At 59.6% G+C, this 17,209-nt stretch carries 15 protein-coding genes and 1 pseudogene; 9 read left to right on the forward strand and 7 right to left on the reverse strand.

From position 1 onward, the window contains the following. Positions 1 to 163 (reverse strand): annotated as a pseudogene (locus A37O_RS16475) (IS256 family transposase); the annotation flags it as partial. Positions 164 to 1,698: 1,535 nt separating this feature from the next. Here A37O_RS16475 and A37O_RS0107875 point away from each other — a divergent pair. Further along, the gene (locus A37O_RS0107875; RefSeq protein ID WP_018296956.1) at positions 1,699 to 2,907 is read left to right on the forward strand and encodes an alpha/beta hydrolase; all 1,209 of its coding nucleotides are present in this window, start codon (positions 1,699 to 1,701) and stop codon (positions 2,905 to 2,907) included. On the opposite strand, the gene A37O_RS0107880 is transcribed toward A37O_RS0107875, so the two are convergent. The 4 genes from A37O_RS0107880 to A37O_RS0107895 form a co-directional block, all read right to left on the reverse strand. Further along, positions 2,904 to 3,770 (reverse strand): SGNH/GDSL hydrolase family protein, encoded by an 867-nt coding sequence (locus A37O_RS0107880; RefSeq protein ID WP_018296957.1) that lies wholly within the window; start codon positions 3,768 to 3,770, stop codon positions 2,904 to 2,906. The two genes, A37O_RS0107875 and A37O_RS0107880, sit on opposite strands and share 4 nt — an antisense overlap. A gap of 93 nt (positions 3,771 to 3,863) precedes the next feature. Next, entirely contained in the window at positions 3,864 to 4,412 is a 549-nt protein-coding gene (locus A37O_RS0107885; protein WP_018296958.1) for an OsmC family protein, read from the reverse strand. A gap of 67 nt (positions 4,413 to 4,479) precedes the next feature. Continuing rightward, positions 4,480 to 6,477, reverse strand: a complete 1,998-nt coding sequence (locus A37O_RS0107890; RefSeq protein WP_018296959.1) for an FAD/NAD(P)-binding protein — start codon at positions 6,475 to 6,477, stop codon at positions 4,480 to 4,482. Positions 6,478 to 6,671: 194 nt separating this feature from the next. Next, positions 6,672 to 7,361, reverse strand: a complete 690-nt coding sequence (locus tag A37O_RS0107895) for an IclR family transcriptional regulator (protein ID WP_026196242.1) — start codon at positions 7,359 to 7,361, stop codon at positions 6,672 to 6,674. Between the two features lie 60 nt (positions 7,362 to 7,421). On the opposite strand from A37O_RS0107895, the gene leuC reads away from it, so the two are divergent. From leuC to A37O_RS0107925, 6 genes are all read left to right on the forward strand, one after another. Continuing rightward, on the forward strand, positions 7,422 to 8,843 hold the full coding sequence (gene leuC, locus A37O_RS0107900) for a 3-isopropylmalate dehydratase large subunit (protein ID WP_018296961.1): 1,422 nt from the start codon (positions 7,422 to 7,424) through the stop codon (positions 8,841 to 8,843). Between the two features lie 28 nt (positions 8,844 to 8,871). Then, positions 8,872 to 9,468 (forward strand): 3-isopropylmalate dehydratase small subunit, encoded by a 597-nt coding sequence (gene leuD / locus A37O_RS0107905; RefSeq protein WP_018296962.1) that lies wholly within the window; start codon positions 8,872 to 8,874, stop codon positions 9,466 to 9,468. A 190-nt stretch (positions 9,469 to 9,658) separates the two neighbouring features. Continuing rightward, entirely contained in the window at positions 9,659 to 10,606 is a 948-nt protein-coding gene (locus A37O_RS0107910; protein ID WP_018296963.1) for an ABC transporter ATP-binding protein, read from the forward strand. 2 nt (positions 10,607 to 10,608) lie between these two features. Continuing rightward, positions 10,609 to 11,430 carry an ABC transporter permease gene (locus A37O_RS0107915; RefSeq protein ID WP_018296964.1) on the forward strand — a complete coding sequence of 274 codons (822 nt, stop codon included), beginning with the start codon at positions 10,609 to 10,611 and terminating at the stop codon, positions 11,428 to 11,430. Between the two features lie 21 nt (positions 11,431 to 11,451). Next, entirely contained in the window at positions 11,452 to 12,582 is a 1,131-nt protein-coding gene (locus tag A37O_RS15020; protein WP_083912618.1) for a sensor histidine kinase, read from the forward strand. A gap of 10 nt (positions 12,583 to 12,592) precedes the next feature. Beyond that, on the forward strand, positions 12,593 to 13,219 hold the full coding sequence (locus A37O_RS0107925; RefSeq protein ID WP_018296966.1) for a response regulator transcription factor: 627 nt from the start codon (positions 12,593 to 12,595) through the stop codon (positions 13,217 to 13,219). A 2-nt stretch (positions 13,220 to 13,221) separates the two neighbouring features. On the opposite strand, the gene A37O_RS0107930 is transcribed toward A37O_RS0107925, so the two are convergent. Then, positions 13,222 to 14,223, reverse strand: coding sequence for an NUDIX hydrolase (locus tag A37O_RS0107930; RefSeq protein WP_018296967.1), 1,002 nt, complete (start codon positions 14,221 to 14,223; stop codon positions 13,222 to 13,224). 84 nt (positions 14,224 to 14,307) lie between these two features. On the opposite strand from A37O_RS0107930, the gene A37O_RS0107935 reads away from it, so the two are divergent. Next, the gene (locus A37O_RS0107935) at positions 14,308 to 15,306 is read left to right on the forward strand and encodes an NAD(P)H-dependent glycerol-3-phosphate dehydrogenase (protein WP_018296968.1); all 999 of its coding nucleotides are present in this window, start codon (positions 14,308 to 14,310) and stop codon (positions 15,304 to 15,306) included. A gap of 19 nt (positions 15,307 to 15,325) precedes the next feature. After that, the gene (locus A37O_RS0107940) at positions 15,326 to 16,378 is read left to right on the forward strand and encodes a D-alanine--D-alanine ligase family protein (RefSeq protein ID WP_026196244.1); all 1,053 of its coding nucleotides are present in this window, start codon (positions 15,326 to 15,328) and stop codon (positions 16,376 to 16,378) included. Between the two features lie 80 nt (positions 16,379 to 16,458). Here the strand turns inward: A37O_RS0107940 and A37O_RS15025 are convergent, their stop codons facing one another. Beyond that, the gene (locus tag A37O_RS15025; protein WP_018296970.1) at positions 16,459 to 17,079 is read right to left on the reverse strand and encodes a hypothetical protein; all 621 of its coding nucleotides are present in this window, start codon (positions 17,077 to 17,079) and stop codon (positions 16,459 to 16,461) included. Positions 17,080 to 17,209: the final 130 nt, after the last annotated feature.

Here is a 17,209-nt window from a genome sequence, read left to right on the forward strand (position 1 = left end):
CACTGGTGGTGCCGTATTCGGCGCCGCAGACCTGGTCGGCTTGGGCGGACAGCAGGAGGTTGATGGTGTCCTGGAGCATCTGGCGCATCAGATCGGGTGAGGCTTGGGCCAGCAGGTCGTCGAGGTATCCGGTGGGGTCGATATGATTGGGCGCGGAGGCCATCGTTGGTGTCCTTTCGAGGATGTGTAGGAGCTGAGTCGAAAGGTACCGCGGTGGTCTCCTTGCTGGTCGGCAGGGGGGGTTCACCAGGCGGTAGCTGTACACCACACTATTGGACGCAACCCTGATTTGTTGGACGACTACTATATATGACTTTCACAACTATATTGGTGAGAATTCTTGGCAGGTAAGAATCATGAATTTGCGGTTGTGAACCAAGATCATGAGCTACTGGTATATTCCCCAATTACCACTGCACGGGCCGATGCAAACGGCGAGTCGGTTCTCCTAGATTTGTCGGCCTTCAGCAACGCAAATAGCTACCACTTCTTTAAACTCAACGATTGAGGAACTTGCTTTACTCAGTTACCGAGAACCGAAAAGTTAGGGAGTAGTATGAGGGATTTGTTTGCCGAACGTTCCTTCAGTATCTATCTAGAAGCATTTGGCGCAAAGCGATTCTTAATGGATTCGAAAAACGTGGAGGAGACGACTCAACTTCCCGGGACCATTCCCTCTATCCCGCTCGCGGATGCAAAAATTCCGACTTCGACGTGATGAGAGGATCTTGAAAGTTTCGGAATTGACTAGGTCTCCGTGTCCGGAAAAGGTCACTGAATCCTTTAGTATCCGCTTCTAAATTGTTGGCGGTAAAACGGATTGAGCTTTTCGATATCCGACTGCGTCGTGATTAAGTATTTTGGTATCGAAAGGTCACTCTATTCTGGGAATTAATAGCAGCTCTATCGAGTGATCACGAATGAAGGTCAAATTCGAATAGAAACGGCGACGCTTCGGAGATTGCTCCAAACGGCAGAGATAAACCAATCCTTACGAATCATGAACCAAGCTTGCGACTTTTAGACGTTGCGCTGTGGCAGTTTGCCATGAACAATTCTGCGTAGTGCCTGCAGAAAAACTTGCAAAGAAGGCTAAGGATAACCCCTACCAGAATGGCCAATCGTAGCGATACGCACACACTATCGAACAGGTCGGGTTATAACCAGTGGTGTGTTTCGTGGAATTGGTTCACTTCGCATAAAGCGCAGCATAGAGTCGGAAGTACGAAGTCAAAGCCCCCCGCAACACATGTAAAGCAGGGTAGAGCCTAGACATCGTGCACCTGAACCAAGAGGCCGAAAGGAGACTAGATGGCAGTAAGTGACAACACTTATTTCAGCCAAGCTGAGCACCCGGTACGCCGAGGGCTGATCGCGGCATAGCCATAATCCAAACTTCAGATTCGCCAGATATGCGAGAAGTCAAGGAGCTTACGCCCGAGAAATACCAGAGGTATCAGTTGCCTGAAGATTTGAAAAGTGAATGAACTCCACTGTAAATATGCACGTCACCCACTTATAAAACCGCGGACGTAGTTACGGGTAAGCACGAACCCGGATTAGAGAAACCTCCGCAAGATGACTTAGCTCCGCAGTAGAGTCCGTTCCTTTCAGACGGGTTCAGAAAACCGCATCCACAACCCCCGTGGATGCGGTTTTTCCTTGTTTTAGTTTCACTCCATAAACTAAAGTGTCTCCATGAGAAAAATCAGCCGTGGGACCTTTGGCCTCGCCTTGTTCACCGCACTCGCACTTACGGCACAGACGCTGGCCGGGGCGAGTGAATCGTCGTCAAGCGAAAGCCCTCACGGCGACTACCCAACTACCGGATCGAGCGCGATCGACGCCGCTTCCGCAGCGGCCGCCGCCTCGAGCCTGTCCTCGGACGTGCCGCTGTCCTCCGGGCCGGCAGTATCCTCCTCCGAACTTGCCGAAGGCCCACTCGGCTCCGCGCTCTACGAGCTGAACTCCAGTCTCGGCAGCAGCGATGTCAGCCAGACTTTCCCCTCCGAGAATGCTGGTGTCGGCGAGTTCCGGGGCATTCGACACCTCGAGGGCGATGTCTACGAATTCGACGTGTACTCGCCGTCGATGGACCGGATTGTTACCAACGACATCTACCTGCCCGGCGGCCCCGACAACACCGCGGAGCGTCCCACCTTCTACCTCATGATGGGTGCCGACGGCGCGCGCGGCGGCTGGAGCTGGTACAACTCATCGAACTACCAGGAGTTCTTCGCGGACAAACTAGTCAATGTGGTCACGCCGAAAGGGGCGACTTCCTCAATGCAGGCCGACTGGTACCGCTTCGACCCCACCACGGGCGACAACAAGTGGACCACGTACATGACCAAAGAATTACCACCGCTTGTCGACGATTTGTTCCACGGAACTGGCCAGGACGCAATTGGCGGGATTTCCATGTCGGGCGGTCCGGCCATCGAGCTGGCCTCCTTAGAACCCGCGCGGTTTAGGGCTGCGGCGTCGTATTCAGGTTGTCCTTCAACAACCGGTGTCGCAGGCCAAGCCTTCGCCCGTTTCGCCCTGAGCTTGAATGACGCGGACCCCGACAACATGTGGGGCGGCTCTAGCGACCCAGCGTGGGCGGCACACTCGCCGGTGCTACACCTTGATCGTTTGCAGAACACCGAGGTGTTTGTCGGCGCTGCTCAGGGAACGCCCGGGCCGGTCGATGGCCCGGACTATTCCTCGCGCGTCGGTAACCCGCAGGCAGGAATCGAGGCGGCGTCGTATGTGTGTTCCTCGCACTTTGTTGACCGTGCCCGGGAAGCCGGAGTCAGCGTGGAGTTCTATCCGCTTGCCGAAGGCACCCATACCTGGGGGCTTTTTGAGGACCAGATGCGTCGCAGCTGGACCACCACCATCGGGCCTGCGCTCGGCTTCTAAAGCTTTTCCATCACCGCATCGGCCATGGCTTCTTGGCCGAGTGGGGTGGGGTGCATAGGGTAGCCATCGGTGTCAATACCGGTCAGGTCAGTCCAGCGCTCCTCGGGGGCAGCGCAGACAGTATGGTCTTCGGCATTTTCCGGCATGACGAAGGCCAACCCATGTTCGCCCGCGACCTGTGCAATGTGTTCGTTGAGCTGATTGGTCAAGTCAACGGCCCACGCGCGGTCCGCTTCGGAAACGAAGGCGGCATCGGTGCACTCGCCCTCCGCGCTGAGCAGCGGCAGGTATCCGGTGACGTACACATAGGCGCTTGGGGCGCGTTCGGTGATGGTGGAGTAGACGTTGGCTAACTTCTCGTCGACACCTGCGAGCAGCTCCGCGTTGTCGTACTCATCCGAGCAGTCCGATTGCTCACCCGAGAGGATTGCGTCCTGGAAGCACTGCGCGAACACCGGGAAATTGATGTCATTGCCCCCAATCGATACCGTGACCAGATCTGTTTCTGGGCTAAGCGCATCGACCTGTGGTGCGATCATGTTTTCGCCTTCGCCACTGGGAGCCACAACATCGTCTGTGACGGCGCCCGAGCAGGACAAATCATCGGTGACCTCGACGCGCTCATGCTGCCCAATTAGGGCGGGGTAGTTGTCTGCGGAGCGCAGACAGGTCTCGGGGCCGCTTGTTGCCGCGTCGCGGGAACCCAAAGCTGCGTAGGAATCGCCGATGGCAACGTAGTGGTTATACGTCACCTCGATGGGTGTGGGTGCGGCCTCCGGTTCCTGGGCAGTATCGGTCCCGCACGCGGTGAGAGCGCCTGCGGCGAGAAGTGTGACTGCGGGTAAGGTCCAGATCTTCTTCATAGTGCCCAAGGGTAGTGCCTGAGATGTCAAACGCACATGAAAAACCCGGTTGCTCGATAATCAATATCGAGCAACCGGGCTTAAAGGCCGGAACTAGACCAGCTTGTGGGTCAGGTTCGCTGGGCGGGTGTAGGTGTTTACCACTGGCGACCACTGGATCGCGTCATCCACGATCTTCTGCAGGGTTTCGCGGTCAGCGTCGCCGTCCAGGTCAACGGACACGCGCACGTCGGACACGCCTGGGCGCTTGTCCTCGGTGAGGTCGCCGACGCCCCAGACAGGGGAGATGTCGATGTCGGACTCGATGTCGATGTTGATCTTGGTCAGGTTCACGCCACGGTGGGTAGCAATTGCCTGGATACCCACAGAGATGCATGCAGCAAGGCCGGCCTGTGCGGTATCGGTTGGGTTTGGCGCGGAGTCGTCGCCAAGCAGTGCTGGTGGCTCGGAAACCAGAACTGGATCCAGATCGCGGATCTGGGTGTAGTTGCGGAAGTAGCCGTCTGCCTCGGTGTGGGTCTTGATGGTGCGGCGGCCGCCTTCTGGGTTATCGATGTTCTTCTGGCGCAGCGCTGCCAGCTTGTCCTTGTCGATTGGCTCCAGAACTTCGCCGTCGTTGTGCTTTGGGGTGAGGTCAGACATCTGTACTCCTTGTAAAAGTCTTTGGTAAAACTACGGTGTTCACCATAGTCCTAGTTGAATAATATTGCTAGACTGATTGGTTCACTGCGACTGAACTAAGCGCGATGGTGGCTGCGCTGTTGGCCGCCTTATCCGTCTCCTGAATGAACCAGGGATCGGTACCTGGGATCGGAGGGGAAATGGTGGTGTCCGGGTACTGCGAGTGCGCCGGAATGCCCACCATGTGCAGGCGTGGATCCTGCACGCCGTCGGGATTGATCACGCGACGGGTCTGCGGGTCCTGCTCCACGGAACCTGTAGGCAGCTCGGTGCCGTCTTCCGCCACGTCGGTGAAAAGGCGCACGCGATCCTTCTCCACGAGATTCAGGCTGAGCGATTCCACTGGTTTGCGCCGGTAGTCAGGCTTGTTCACCCAAGCGTCGAGAAGCGTGGTGCCCTTGTAGCGCACCCCGCCCGACGAAGGCGAACTCATCGTCCACTCGCCGGTGTGGCGATCGGTATCCAGGAATGGATGTGCGCCGATGAAGCGCACAACGCCGGCGTCGACAAGTGCCAGTAGCTGGCGCGTACGGAAGATTGGAGGACCGGAGCACGCCAGCTGGCCCAGCGCGATGGCCTTGTCGAACATGTGGTGCCGAGATTCCACCGTGTACCGGCCTTCCGCGCCGAGCACCTGCGTCGGTTTGCGCGAAAAACCAATCGACCACAGCGCCGCACGGACCGGACTGTCTTGTCCTGCCTCGGCATCGCTGAGATCTTCCTGCATGCGCTGCACGAGGTATGCCGTGAGTTCCTCGGTGTTGTCGAAGGTCGCCGGGATCAGGTGCAACCAGCGCAGCAGCGAGAAGCGCTTCGTGGTGTACTGCGTAATCACATCGTCCATCGCGGTCACGCCGTTGAACACCACGCTCGCGTCGATCTCGGCATCGTCGATAGCTGCGACAATCGTATCTAGGTCCGCCTTCAGCGCCTCAGGCTCGACGCGCGCCAGCGTCTTCACATACGCGTGGTAGGCATCGCGCAGTACGGCCGGCCAGACCTCGACGTCGTAGTCGATGGAACGGCGTCCGCTTCGCGACGAAAGCTGTGCAACAACCTTCTTCAAACGCGGGATTTCAGCTGCCGGAGGAAGGCCTCCGTCATCCGACTGTGGCATGAAGGGGTAGCCGCGACGCGAGCTGGCGTAGAAGGTGGGTTCCTTGCCGGTAGGAATGTAGCGCACCCCGCCGGAGGCATTCTCGTCGTCGACGAACTGCCCGCCGCGCTCGGTGGTGGTCATGATCAGCACGTCGAAAAAGCCCATGCCGAGGCCGCGCGCGAGGACGTTTTCGTTGTCCTTGATCGAGTCAATATCCTGCTCAATCGGGTTATCAGCGCGGATCCAATTCAGGTTCGGGTGGGTCTCCAGCGTGTGCTTGATCCATTTTTCTTGCTCACCCATGCCCTGGTTCTGCCAGCCGGTCACAGCGATCGTGGCAGAGGCAGTGACGTCCTCGCCGTTGTCCAGGGTGATCACGTCGTGGTCGTCAACCGCATGGATGTTGGTGGCGCGGGCCTTGTGCTGCACAACGGTGACCCATTCGGGCACGTCTTTGAGGATGGAGTGGAAGAACCATAGCAGGTAGTAGCCGTAGAGGGCGCGGTGCGGGTAGGACTCGGGGCGGATCGCGCCGAGTTCCTCGTCGCTGAAGCGCTCGTTGACCTCGGGCTGGAGAGGATGCTTCTCGACGAAGGCGAGCTTCTCGGGGGAGACCTCGGAGGTATCGCCGAGGTGGAGGCGAACCCACTCGTAGATAGTTGGCCCCTCAATAACAGGTGCTTCCACCGTTGCCCCTGGCTCCGCGAACAGCGTCATGCCGTGGGCGAAGGTGTTCATGCACAGTGCCTTGGTCTGGTTGATGTCCCACACCTTGCCGCCGCCATGCTGTGCGTCGTCAATGAGGTGGAGCACGAGACGCTCCGGTGGATTGTCCACCGTATTGAGACGTGCAATGAGGCGCTCCAGTGTGGATACGCCGCGGGGTCCAAGGCCAATGATGGCAATGGAAGGTGCTGTAAGTGGCATAGTTCTAAAGATTCCTCGTTCTTGATAGACCGCTAAGTACGCGCTTATCTTGGAAGAACTATACCATTCGGTCTATTAAATTCAGACATCTTTGTGGAGGGCTTTAGCGTGGGCTGAATATATTTGAGCGATTTAGGCCGACTTCCCGCCCTTTTGGGCATTGAGGCCGATGCTGCCTGCGTGAATTTAATTCCTTATAACTCAGCAGAGACCCGTTCCGCGGCACGGAGTAGCTCCTTGCCCCACTTCGCCGCGGGCGACGGACGCAGGCGCTCGGCAGGACCAGAAACAGACAAGGCCGCAACAAGGGTGCCAGAATTATCGAAGATGGGGGCGGAGACGCTGGCCAGGCCCACTTCGCGCTCGCTGACGGACTCGGCTAAGCCGGACCCGCGAACCGCGTCAAGGTCGGTTTCGGAGAAGGGCTCGTCGTGAAGCGAGGTAAACGCCGCGAAGATGCGGGCGGCCGAACCGTGGGTGAGTGGCAGCTGCGAGCCGACGGGGACGGTGTTTTGGAGGCCGATCGGTGGTTCTTGTGCGGCGATGCACGTGCGGGTATGGCCGGTGAGTTGGTAGAGCTGGACTGATTCGCCGGTGGTGTCGACCAGGGTGGCCATAATAGGTGTGGCAATGGAGATCAGTCGCGAGGGTGCGGTTCCCGCCAGTTGGTTGAGGGTGGGGCCGACCTCCCATTTGCCGTCGCTGGTGCGGATGAGCATTTGGTGCGTCTCAAGTGCGGTGGCGAGTCGGTGGGTGGTGGCGCGGGGGATTCCGGTGGTCTCGCAGAGCTCGGCGAGGGTCATTGGTCCGCTGGATACGGCATGCAAAATCGAAATTGAACGATCTAGTACCTGAATTCCGGATTCTACGCTATACTTTCCCATATGCCGGATAATAGCATCTCACTTAATGGGAAACTGGGTGAGGTAATGAAGGAGATGACCATGGCGGACAAGCCATTGACACTGGCCGAGAAGGTCTGGAACGACCACGTTGTTAAGCAGGGCGAAAACGGCGAACCAGACCTGATTTACATTGACTTCCAGCTGCTCCACGAAGTGACCTCCCCGCAGGCCTTCGACGGGCTGCGCATGACGGGCCGCAAGATGCGCCACCCAGAACTGCACCTGGCTACCGAAGACCACAACGTTCCTACCGAGGGCATTGTAAAGGGCTCCTTGCTGGAGATCCGCGAGGCCACCTCGCGCACCCAGGTGGAAACCCTGCGTAATAACTGTGCGGAGTTCGGCGTGCGCCTGCACCCCATGGGCGATGTCCAGCAGGGCATCGTGCACACCGTGGGCCCACAGCTGGGCATTACCCAGCCGGGCATGACCATCGTCTGCGGTGACTCGCACACTTCCACCCACGGCGCGTTTGGCTCCATTGCTATGGGTATTGGTACCTCCGAGGTTGAGCACGTCATGGCTACCCAGACCTTGTCGCTGAAGCCCTTTAAGACCATGGCTATTAACGTCTCTGGCGAACTGCAGCCTGGTGTGACCTCTAAGGACCTGATTCTGGCGATCATCGCGAAGATTGGCACCGGCGGCGGCCAGGGCCACATCATTGAGTACCGCGGCGAGGCCATTGAGAAGCTGTCCATGGAAGCACGCATGACCATGTGCAACATGTCCATCGAGGCAGGTGCCCGCGCCGGCATGGTCGCACCGGATCAAAAGACCTTCGATTACGTTGAGGGCCGCGAGTTCGCACCAAAGGGTAAGGATTGGGACGAGGCAGTGGCGTACTGGAAGACGCTGCCTACCGACGAAGGCGCGGAATTCGACACCGTCGTCGAAATTGACGGCTCCGCCCTGACCCCATTTGTCACCTGGGGTACCAACCCAGGCCAGGGCCTGCCACTGTCCGAGTCTGTGCCTGACCCAGAGTCCTTCGGCGACGATCAAGCTAAGGCCGCTGCAGAAAAGGCGCTGGCCTACATGGATCTGAAGGCCGGCACCCCGCTGCGCGACATCAAGATCGACACCGTCTTCCTGGGATCGTGCACCAACGCGCGTATCGAGGACCTGCGCGAAGCAGCCTCCGTGCTCAAGGGCAAGAAGATCGCGGCAGACACCCGCATGATGGTCGTTCCTTCCTCCACGCTGGTCAAGCAGCAGGCGGAAGAAGAAGGCCTGGACAAGATCTTCACCGAGTTCGGTGCCGAGTGGCGCACTGCCGGTTGTTCCATGTGTCTGGGCATGAACCCGGATCAGCTCAAGCCAGGCGAGCGCTCCGCGTCCACCTCGAACCGTAACTTCGAGGGTCGCCAGGGACCAGGCGGTCGCACCCACCTGGTCTCCCCACTGGTGGCAGCAGCAACCGCAATCACCGGCCACCTGTCCAGCCCGGCAGACCTGTAAACCACGACAACAAACTAGGAGAGAGACCATGGAGAAATTCACCACTCACACCGGCGTTGGCGTGCCACTGCAGTCGTCCAACGTGGACACCGACCAGATCATCCCAGCCGTGTACCTCAAGCGCGTTACCCGCACCGGCTTCGAAGACGGCCTGTTCGCTAACTGGCGCAAGAAGGATGAGAACTTCGTTCTTAACCAGGAGCCATACAAGAACGGCTCCGTGCTCTTCGCTGGCGCTGACTTCGGCACCGGCTCCTCGCGCGAGCACGCCGTCTGGGCCCTGATGGACTACGGCTTCAAGGCCGTGTTCAGCCCACGCTTCGCCGACATCTTCCGAGGCAACTCCGGCAAGGCCGGCCTGCTCGCGGGCATCATGAGCGAGTCCGACATCGAGCTGATCTGGAAGCAGCTCGAAGCCGAGCCAGGCCTCGAGGCCACCGTCTCCCTGGAGGACCGCACGGTCATCGTCGGCGAGAACACCTACACCTTCGAGATCGACGACTACACCCGTTGGCGCCTGATGGAGGGCCTCGATGACATCGGCCTGACCCTGCGCGAGGAAGACGCGATCGACGCTTACGAGGCGAAGCGCCCGGCGTTTAAGCCTGCAGTCGCTTCCTCCTAACACTCCAAAGCTTGGAGAGCTTTCCCGCCACACCCACCCGGTGCGGCGGGTTTTTGCATGCCTCATGACATTTGTCATGAATATTCAGTGACATCGCCCGCCTCGCTTCATGACGAATGGCCCTACCTGGACTTTTACCTTCCCGCGATAGTGGAAGTAGCACAGAAAAAGTCCATTGAAAGGCGCACTCATGAATACGGCAACTGCACCGCAACGTACTCTCACCGACACCGTCTCCGCTGACGTCATCACCGTCCGCGGATTAACCCGCACTTACGGCACCAAGAAGAAAACGTACACAGCCGTCGATGCGATCGATTTCTCCGTCGCGCGCGGCGAGGTCTACGGCCTGCTGGGCACCAACGGCGCGGGCAAAACCTCCACACTCGAAATCCTCGAAGGCCTCGCCGCACCCACCGCCGGCAGCGTCACAGTCCTCGGCATGGACCCCATCACGCAGCGCCAAGAGGTCCGCCGCCACACGGGCATCGTGCTACAAGACGGCGGCCTGCCCAGCCAGCTCACCGTCCACGAAACCATGACTATGTGGGCGGGCACGTGCTCGTCGCCATTGCCTATCGACGACGTGCTCAACCGGGTCGGCCTCGCACACAGGCTCACCATCAAAGTGGGCTCGCTCTCCGGAGGAGAAAAGCGTCGCCTCGACCTCGCCTGCGCGCTGGTGGGCAACCCCAGCCTGCTCTTCCTCGACGAACCCACCACAGGCCTCGACCCGGAATCGCGTCGCAACGTGTGGAAGCTCCTGCGCGAACTCAAAGCAGAGGGCGTCACCATGGTGCTTACCACCCATTACCTGGAAGAAGCAGAGTACCTATGCGACCGCATTTCCATCATGCACAAGGGCACAATCCACATCGAGGGCTCACTTTCTGAAATCGCCGAGTACTCGAGTGCTCGCATTAGTTTCCGAGCACCGGAAGCCCCATTGCCACATCTGCCGGGCACAGCTATCACCCGCGACGGCAACGCCATCTCGATCAGCACCGACAACCTCCAAGCAGACGTTCTCACCATTCTCCACTGGGCAGAAGACAACAACATCACCCTCGAAGGCTTCAGCGCCGACGTCGCCAGCCTCGAACAAGTCTTTCTCGACATCGCAGGAAAGGACCAATAATCATGACCATCCAAACCCGCACCCCAGAAACCACATCCTCCAACTACTCCCGCACCTCGTCGCTAGCTAGGGCCGAAACGAAACAATTCTTCCGCAACCCCACATTGCTATTCACCAGTCTCGTCTTCCCGGCCGGATTCGCCGGCACCATGTATGGGCTCTACGCCGCCATCGCCGCGGACTTCCCGGCAAACTTCCCGGCGGCAGTGAGCATGGAAATCTTCGTCCTGCTCGCGCTCGCATTCGTGCAGTTCTACTCGGTGTTGTCGATGGTGGCCACGCGCCGCGACGAGCGCGTACTCAAGCGCCTGCGTACCGGGGAGGCCACCGACGCCAACATCATCCTGGCCATCTGCACCCCGGGAGCGATAGTCACGCTGCTGTCCTTCTTGGCCTTCGCCACCGTGATCGGCATTCTCTCCGGCAGCGCCCCTGTCAACTTCCTGCTGCTTACCGTGGCCATGCTCGGCGGGCTGGTCATCGCCTCCAGCCTGGCCCTGGTCACCGCAGCCTATACCCGCAACGCCGAGGCCGCCCAGATCTCGTCGCTGCCAGTCATGGGCCTGGCCATGTTGTCCCAGCAATCCATCCGCTCAATGTTCCCTGAGAACATCGCCGACATCATCGCACTGACCCCGTTCGCAGCAATCTCAGACCTAACCTATCTCGGCTGGTCCGGACTGGATCGCGCAGGGGAAGTCCACGCGGGATTCGTCGATACGCTTTCTGAGGCCTGGCCTGCCATCCTCGCCGTCATCGCCTGGTCGGTCGCCACCGCCTACTGGGCAAAAACCACCATGCGCTGGGACTCCCACCGCGACTAACACGCAGATAAAGTAGGCAACATGTTGGGGATGAACACATGGAAGCAAATGGATTCCGTAGAACGATTCGTGTTCTACTTCCGCGCTTCCGTGCACCTCATGATCGTGGGCATTATGGTCCTCGTGCTGCTCGACAGCATGATCGTCACAGGCGTCGAAGTCGACTTCTCCCACCCGGCCGTCATCCTCTCGTGCGTCGTGCTCATCGGGTTGACGGTATTCGGGCTCATTGTCACCGAACTCGACCCCGTGTGGAGCAACCGGCCCCGCGCCAGCGTCCGCCCGTGGCGCCTCACAACCGCCATCGTCTCAACGGTGGCGGTGCTCGCCGGAGCACTCCTCGTCGAATTTTCCGCAGGCCACTGGGCATTCGCCGGCGCGTCCTTCGTCGGCGGAGGAGCCGTGATTCTCGCCTCCGCCGTCATCCCGTGGATGAAGCACCGCTGGTGGTTGATCGCCGCATTATTCCTCATAGTCGGGGTGTTTTTGTCCTGGACCATCGCGACATTTTCCTTCTTCATCTTCGTCGTGATCCTGCTGTCCATCTGGTCCGTCAACGTAGTCAAGGAAGCCGAGCGCGCCCGCTACCTCGAATCCGCCCTCAAAGTCTCCGAGGAACGGCTCCGCTTCGCCCAGGAACTCCACGACACTTTAGGGCAGCACCTCGCCGCGATGTCGGTCAAGGCCGAGCTTGCCCGTGCGCTCGCAGCGCGTAACGACGACCGCCTCGACTCCGAGCTCGCCGAGCTCCAAGCCCTGACCAAAACATCCATGGCCGAGATGCGCGAGGTGGTTGACGGGTATCGTACGATCAACCTCGCCACGGAGATTGAAGGCGCGCGCTCGCTATTGTCCAACGCGGCAATCCAGACCACGATCCGCGGGGGAGCCTTCGACATCGCCGAACCCAACCGCGAACTGGCGGCCTGGTTCATTAGGGAGGCCGCGACCAATATTCTGCGCCACGCCCACGCGACCCACACAACTATTACCCTCGAGCCAACTGTCGTCGAGGTGGTCAACGACGGAGTTACGGGAGATATCGGGCGCGCCGGGGGGATGAGTGCGCTACAGCGCCGTGCTGGGGCGAGTGGCTCGTCGATAAGCTTGCAAAGAGACGGCGCGCACTTCACCGCGCGCCTGGAATTTTAGGAGGTCTCACGTGGCTATCCATGCGGTCATCGTCGACGACGAATCCCTCGTGGCCTCCTCCCTGGCCACGCTCATCGGGTTGGAGGAGGACATCGAGGTGATCGCCGTGCTCGGTTCCGGCGAGGAACTCGTCGAGTGGTGGCAGAAGCAACTGACCACCAACCAGCCGGTGGCCGACGTGATTGTCACCGACCTGCAGATGTCCGGTATTGACGGCATCGACGCCGTGGCCCGCATCCACGAACTCAGCCCGGATGCCAAAGCCATGGTTGTCACCTCCCATGGCCGGCCGCGCCAACTCAAACGGGCACTCTCGGCTGCCATCCTGGGGTTTCTGCCGAAGACCTCCACGGCCCAGGAATTCGCCGCGGCGATCCGCGCCGTCAACGCGGGTAGGCGCTACCTTGATCCCGAGCTGGCAGCCCTGGCGATTTCGACAGGGGAGTCGCCACTGACCGAGCGCGAGACCGACGTCGTTGCGGCCGCCGGCGCCGGGGGCTCCGTGGAAGATATCGCTCGCCAGACCTTTTTGGCAGCGGGCACGGTGCGCAATTATCTCTCCAGTGCGATGACCAAGCTGGGCGCGCAGAACCGCTTCGAGGCGTTTACTATCGCGCGCGATCGCGGCTGGATCTAGCTTTAACGCACAGGCAGAGCGCTCGGCATGTAATCGGCGCCGGTGAGCTCACCATTGTGGAAGGACAGGGACCACACCGAGCCCTTCTTCGCCTTGATCTCCCCATCGATGGGCAGGCGACCATTCGCCGAAAGCCACGCGATCATGTCCGGGATGGCCAGGCCCTGGCCCACAATTACGCTGGTTCCGCCCAGATTCACCACATCCATGAACGCCTGTTGCGCCTCGACCATGTGCTCCAGCCAGTACTCGTCGCCGAAGCGCTTATCGACGACCACGTCCACCCCAAGCTCGTCGGCAAGTGGCTCCGCGGTGTGCACACAGCGATCTGGCTCCGCGGAAAATACCCTGGTCGGAGCAAAAGGCGTGAGCATTGGCACGAGCATTTCGGCCTGGCGGCGGCCCTTCTTCTCCAGCGGGCGCAGATTGTCGTCGCCGTTCCACTTTGCCCGATCATGGGCCTTGGCGTGGCGCACGTACAAGATCCGCGAGGTGGCAGGCAGATTGAAGCGCTTCTGCGCCTTGACCAGTACCTCACGGTCGAGGTCGTAGGTCATGATCTCTTGGGCCTGTTCCATGGGCAGCCAGCGGATTTCGTCGACCTCGTCGTTCGGGGTGAATTCGCCGGAGAGCACCTCGCCGGTCCAGTAATAGACCACCTTCGTGCGATCGAGCACCGGGTAGACGGTGCGACCCAACAGCTTGCCCAGGCGCACGTGGTAGCCGGTTTCCTCGAAGATCTCACGCACGGCTGTGACCGGCAGCGACTCATCGGGGTCGACTTTGCCCTTGGCCAGCGACCAATCGTCGTAATGCGGGCGATGAATGCAGGCGACTTCCTTTTCACCCTGCTCATTGTCGCGCCACAGCACAGCCCCGGCAGCCAGCGTTGTCCGCTTGAACTCCTTGCCGGGCTTCGACGGAATGATCTGGAGCCGGCCGGTGACCAGCTTTTCACCGAGGACGTCTTTATCGGTTTCGTGTAGCGCGTTTCTCTTGCCCATAACTTCTTATTGTGGCGCACTCAAGCCACGCGCGCTATCTCAACTAGGATAAGCAGCAATAAATATTTCTGAAGGGAACACTAAATGGTCAATGTTGCGGTGATGGGAGCTGGCTCCTGGGGAACTACTCTGGCGAAAGTCTTCGCCGACGCGGGCAATACCGTGACGTTATGGGCGCGTCGCGACGAGCTCGCCCGGACCATCGACCAGACCCACGTTAACCCCGACTACCTGCCAGAAATCACGCTGCCGGAATCCATTTCCGCCACCTCCGATGCCGCCGCAGCTCTCGACGGCGCCTCGATTGTGGTCTTCGCCGTTCCTTCCCAGACCATGCGCGAAAACCTCAAGGTGTGGACTCCGCTGCTCCCGCCGGATGCCACCCTTGTTTCGATTTCCAAGGGCATCGAGTCCGATACTTACCAGCGCATGACCCAGGTCATCGCCGAAATCACCGGCGCCAGCGACGACCGCATCGCCGTGCTCACGGGCCCCAACTTGGCCCGCGAGATCGCTGAGGAACAACCCGCCGCCACCGTCATCGCGTGCACCAACGAGAACCGCGCCAAGCTGGTCCAAGCCGCCTGCGCCACGTCCTACCTGCGCCCGTACACCAACACCGACGTGATTGGTTGCGAGGTCTCCGGCGCCTGCAAGAACGTCATCGCCCTGGCCTGCGGCATGGCTTCCGGCAAGGGGCTCGGGGAGAACACCCTGGCCACGGTGATTACCCGCGGCCTCGCCGAGATCACCCGCCTGGGCATGGCACTGGGCGCCGACCAGCGCACTTTCGCCGGTCTCGCCGGCCTTGGCGACCTCGTGGCCACCTGTAACTCGCCCCTGTCGCGTAACCGCACCTTCGGTTACCGGCTCGGCGCCGGCGGCACGCTCGAGGATGCGAAGGAAGCAACGCATGGCCAGGTTGCCGAGGGCGTTACCTCGTCGCGAAGCATCTTTCACCTCGCGAACAGCGTCGGTGTGGAAATGCCGATCACCCAGGCCGTGTACGCGGTATGCCACAAAGGCCTCGGTGTCGATGAAATGATTGTCGCCCTGATGGGTCGCTCCAAGAAGTCTGAGTAAGAGAAAGTAGGCTGTATTCGTGATACGTATAGCAGTAGTTTATGGAGGTCGCTCCACTGAGCACTCCATCTCGTGCATTTCCGCAGGTTCCATCATGGCTGCGCTGGACCCCGCCAAGTACGACATCGTCCCCGTGGGCATCACCCGCGAGGGCACCTGGACCTTGGGCGCACTCGACCCCGTCGCAGGTGTTTCGTTGCCTGAGGTGCCGCAGGGCCGCGAGATCATGTTGTCGGTGAATCCGCAGCGTCGCGGCGAGCTCTGCGACGCCTCGACCGGCGAGACCGTCGCCACTGTCGACGTCGTGTTCCCCGTCATGCATGGCGCCTTCGGCGAGGACGGCACCATCCAGGGGCTTTTCGAGATGTCCGGCGTCCCCTACGTCGGCCCCGGCGTGCTCGCGTCCGCGTGCGGCATGGACAAGGAATACACCAAGAAGCTGCTGGTCGCAGAGAATCTCCCGGTCACAGATGAGGCCGTTTTGCGTGACGACGAGATCCTGCCCGAAGACCAGAAAGCCCGCCTCGGATTGCCAGTCTTCGTCAAGCCCGCGCACGGTGGTTCGTCCATTGGCGTGACCAAGGTATCCAACTGGGATGATTTCCCTGCGGCCGTGACTCTTGCGCGCGAGACCGATAACAAGGTCATCGTGGAAGCCGAGCTGGTCGGCGATGAAGTCGAGGTCGGCGTGCTGGAATACCCAGACGGTCGCATCGTGGCTTCCTCTCCTGCGAAGCTCATCGGCACGGAATCCACCGACGAGGGCTTCTACGGCTTTGAAACCAAGTACCTCTCCGATGCAGTCTCGGCCGAGATCCCTGGCCCCTACGACGAGGTGACTACCCGCCAGCTCAAGGCCATGGCGATTGAGGCTTTCCGAGCCCTGAATTGCTCCGGTCTATCGCGCGTAGACTTCTTCGTCACCGCAGATGGCCCCGTGATCAACGAGATCAACACCCTGCCCGGCTTCACCTCCATTTCCATGTACCCCCAGGTCTTCGCAGCCGACGGGATTGGTTACGCGGAGCTGCTGGACACGCTGGTGGAGACGGCGCTGGCTAAAGCTGCTTAATTCTCATTAGTTGTTGCGCGGTATCTACCGATTTGCTGTTTAGGGCCGGTTTTGCCTGCAAAATTAAGGATCGGTCGATGCTACAGAATAATCTCCCGGGGCAGAGGCACTGCGGGGGAGGGATATTTCTGAAGTGCGTGACGAATGCTGTTCACGTAACCGCAATTTCCGTCTGGGCCTACTCTTAGAGATTCGAAGTAGCTTCGAATCATTGGAAAGCCTGCACTGAGCAATAGACGTTCACGGTCCCGTTCCTGTTTCAGTACTGATTCCGCAGCGTTTCCGTATTCTCCGGAATATTTTGCCCTGCCGTCAATCTCACTAATCAGGTACCCATTAATCAGCTGATCAACATAAAAGGTATGCCATCCGCGCTCAGACTGAAAGATGCGAATTTCAGCTTGAAACTCAACCTTTTTCACCTCCGGCAACTTTGCCTCTGCCAGACGGAACCTCGAGATTGTTTCAAGAGGGCTATCCATACAGCCTTCTGAGCTATTAATCGTGATGCGATAATCCCGGATTCCGGCGCAGTCTTTATAGCGCGACGCCAGATTATGCAGGTGATCACGGGTTAAATTGGGCCAAATCCGTCGCGCGGAATCCATCGCGACCAATGCTTCAAGTGTGCCTTTTGTACGCTGAATGTGGAGGAGTACCTGAGTTATTTCAGCGACGCGCAGTTTTTGTTCGGTGAGCAAGGTAGCGCACGGGTCAAGTCCTTTTGAGTGGTGTATCCGCCAGCGGTTGACTCAGCGATGAACTGACCGCTGACGGAACAGGATTCCTTACGCCACCAGAGCCTCCTGACCGTCACCGACAACGACGCCG

This window comes from Corynebacterium lubricantis DSM 45231, from assembly GCF_000379425.1.
GTDB classification, from domain to species: domain Bacteria; phylum Actinomycetota; class Actinomycetes; order Mycobacteriales; family Mycobacteriaceae; genus Corynebacterium; species Corynebacterium lubricantis.

Bases quoted from the DNA above. Each gene is read 5' to 3' on its own strand.
- A37O_RS0107885 (WP_018296958.1), bottom strand. From the start codon at position 4,412: ATGTCTGACCTCACCCCAAAGCACAACGACGGCGAAGTTCTGGAGCCA.
- A37O_RS0107880 (WP_018296957.1), bottom strand. From the start codon at position 3,770: ATGAAGAAGATCTGGACCTTACCCGCAGTCACACTTCTCGCCGCAGGC.
- A37O_RS15020 (WP_083912618.1), top strand. From the start codon at position 11,452: ATGTTGGGGATGAACACATGGAAGCAAATGGATTCCGTAGAACGATTC.
- A37O_RS0107935 (WP_018296968.1), top strand. From the start codon at position 14,308: ATGGTCAATGTTGCGGTGATGGGAGCTGGCTCCTGGGGAACTACTCTG.
- A37O_RS0107890 (WP_018296959.1), bottom strand. From the start codon at position 6,477: ATGCCACTTACAGCACCTTCCATTGCCATCATTGGCCTTGGACCCCGC.
- leuC (WP_018296961.1), top strand. From the start codon at position 7,422: ATGGCGGACAAGCCATTGACACTGGCCGAGAAGGTCTGGAACGACCAC.
- leuD (WP_018296962.1), top strand. From the start codon at position 8,872: ATGGAGAAATTCACCACTCACACCGGCGTTGGCGTGCCACTGCAGTCG.
- A37O_RS0107895 (WP_026196242.1), bottom strand. From the start codon at position 7,361: ATGGGAAAGTATAGCGTAGAATCCGGAATTCAGGTACTAGATCGTTCA.
- A37O_RS0107910 (WP_018296963.1), top strand. From the start codon at position 9,659: ATGAATACGGCAACTGCACCGCAACGTACTCTCACCGACACCGTCTCC.
- A37O_RS0107875 (WP_018296956.1), top strand. From the start codon at position 1,699: ATGAGAAAAATCAGCCGTGGGACCTTTGGCCTCGCCTTGTTCACCGCA.
- A37O_RS0107915 (WP_018296964.1), top strand. From the start codon at position 10,609: ATGACCATCCAAACCCGCACCCCAGAAACCACATCCTCCAACTACTCC.
- A37O_RS0107930 (WP_018296967.1), bottom strand. From the start codon at position 14,223: ATGGGCAAGAGAAACGCGCTACACGAAACCGATAAAGACGTCCTCGGT.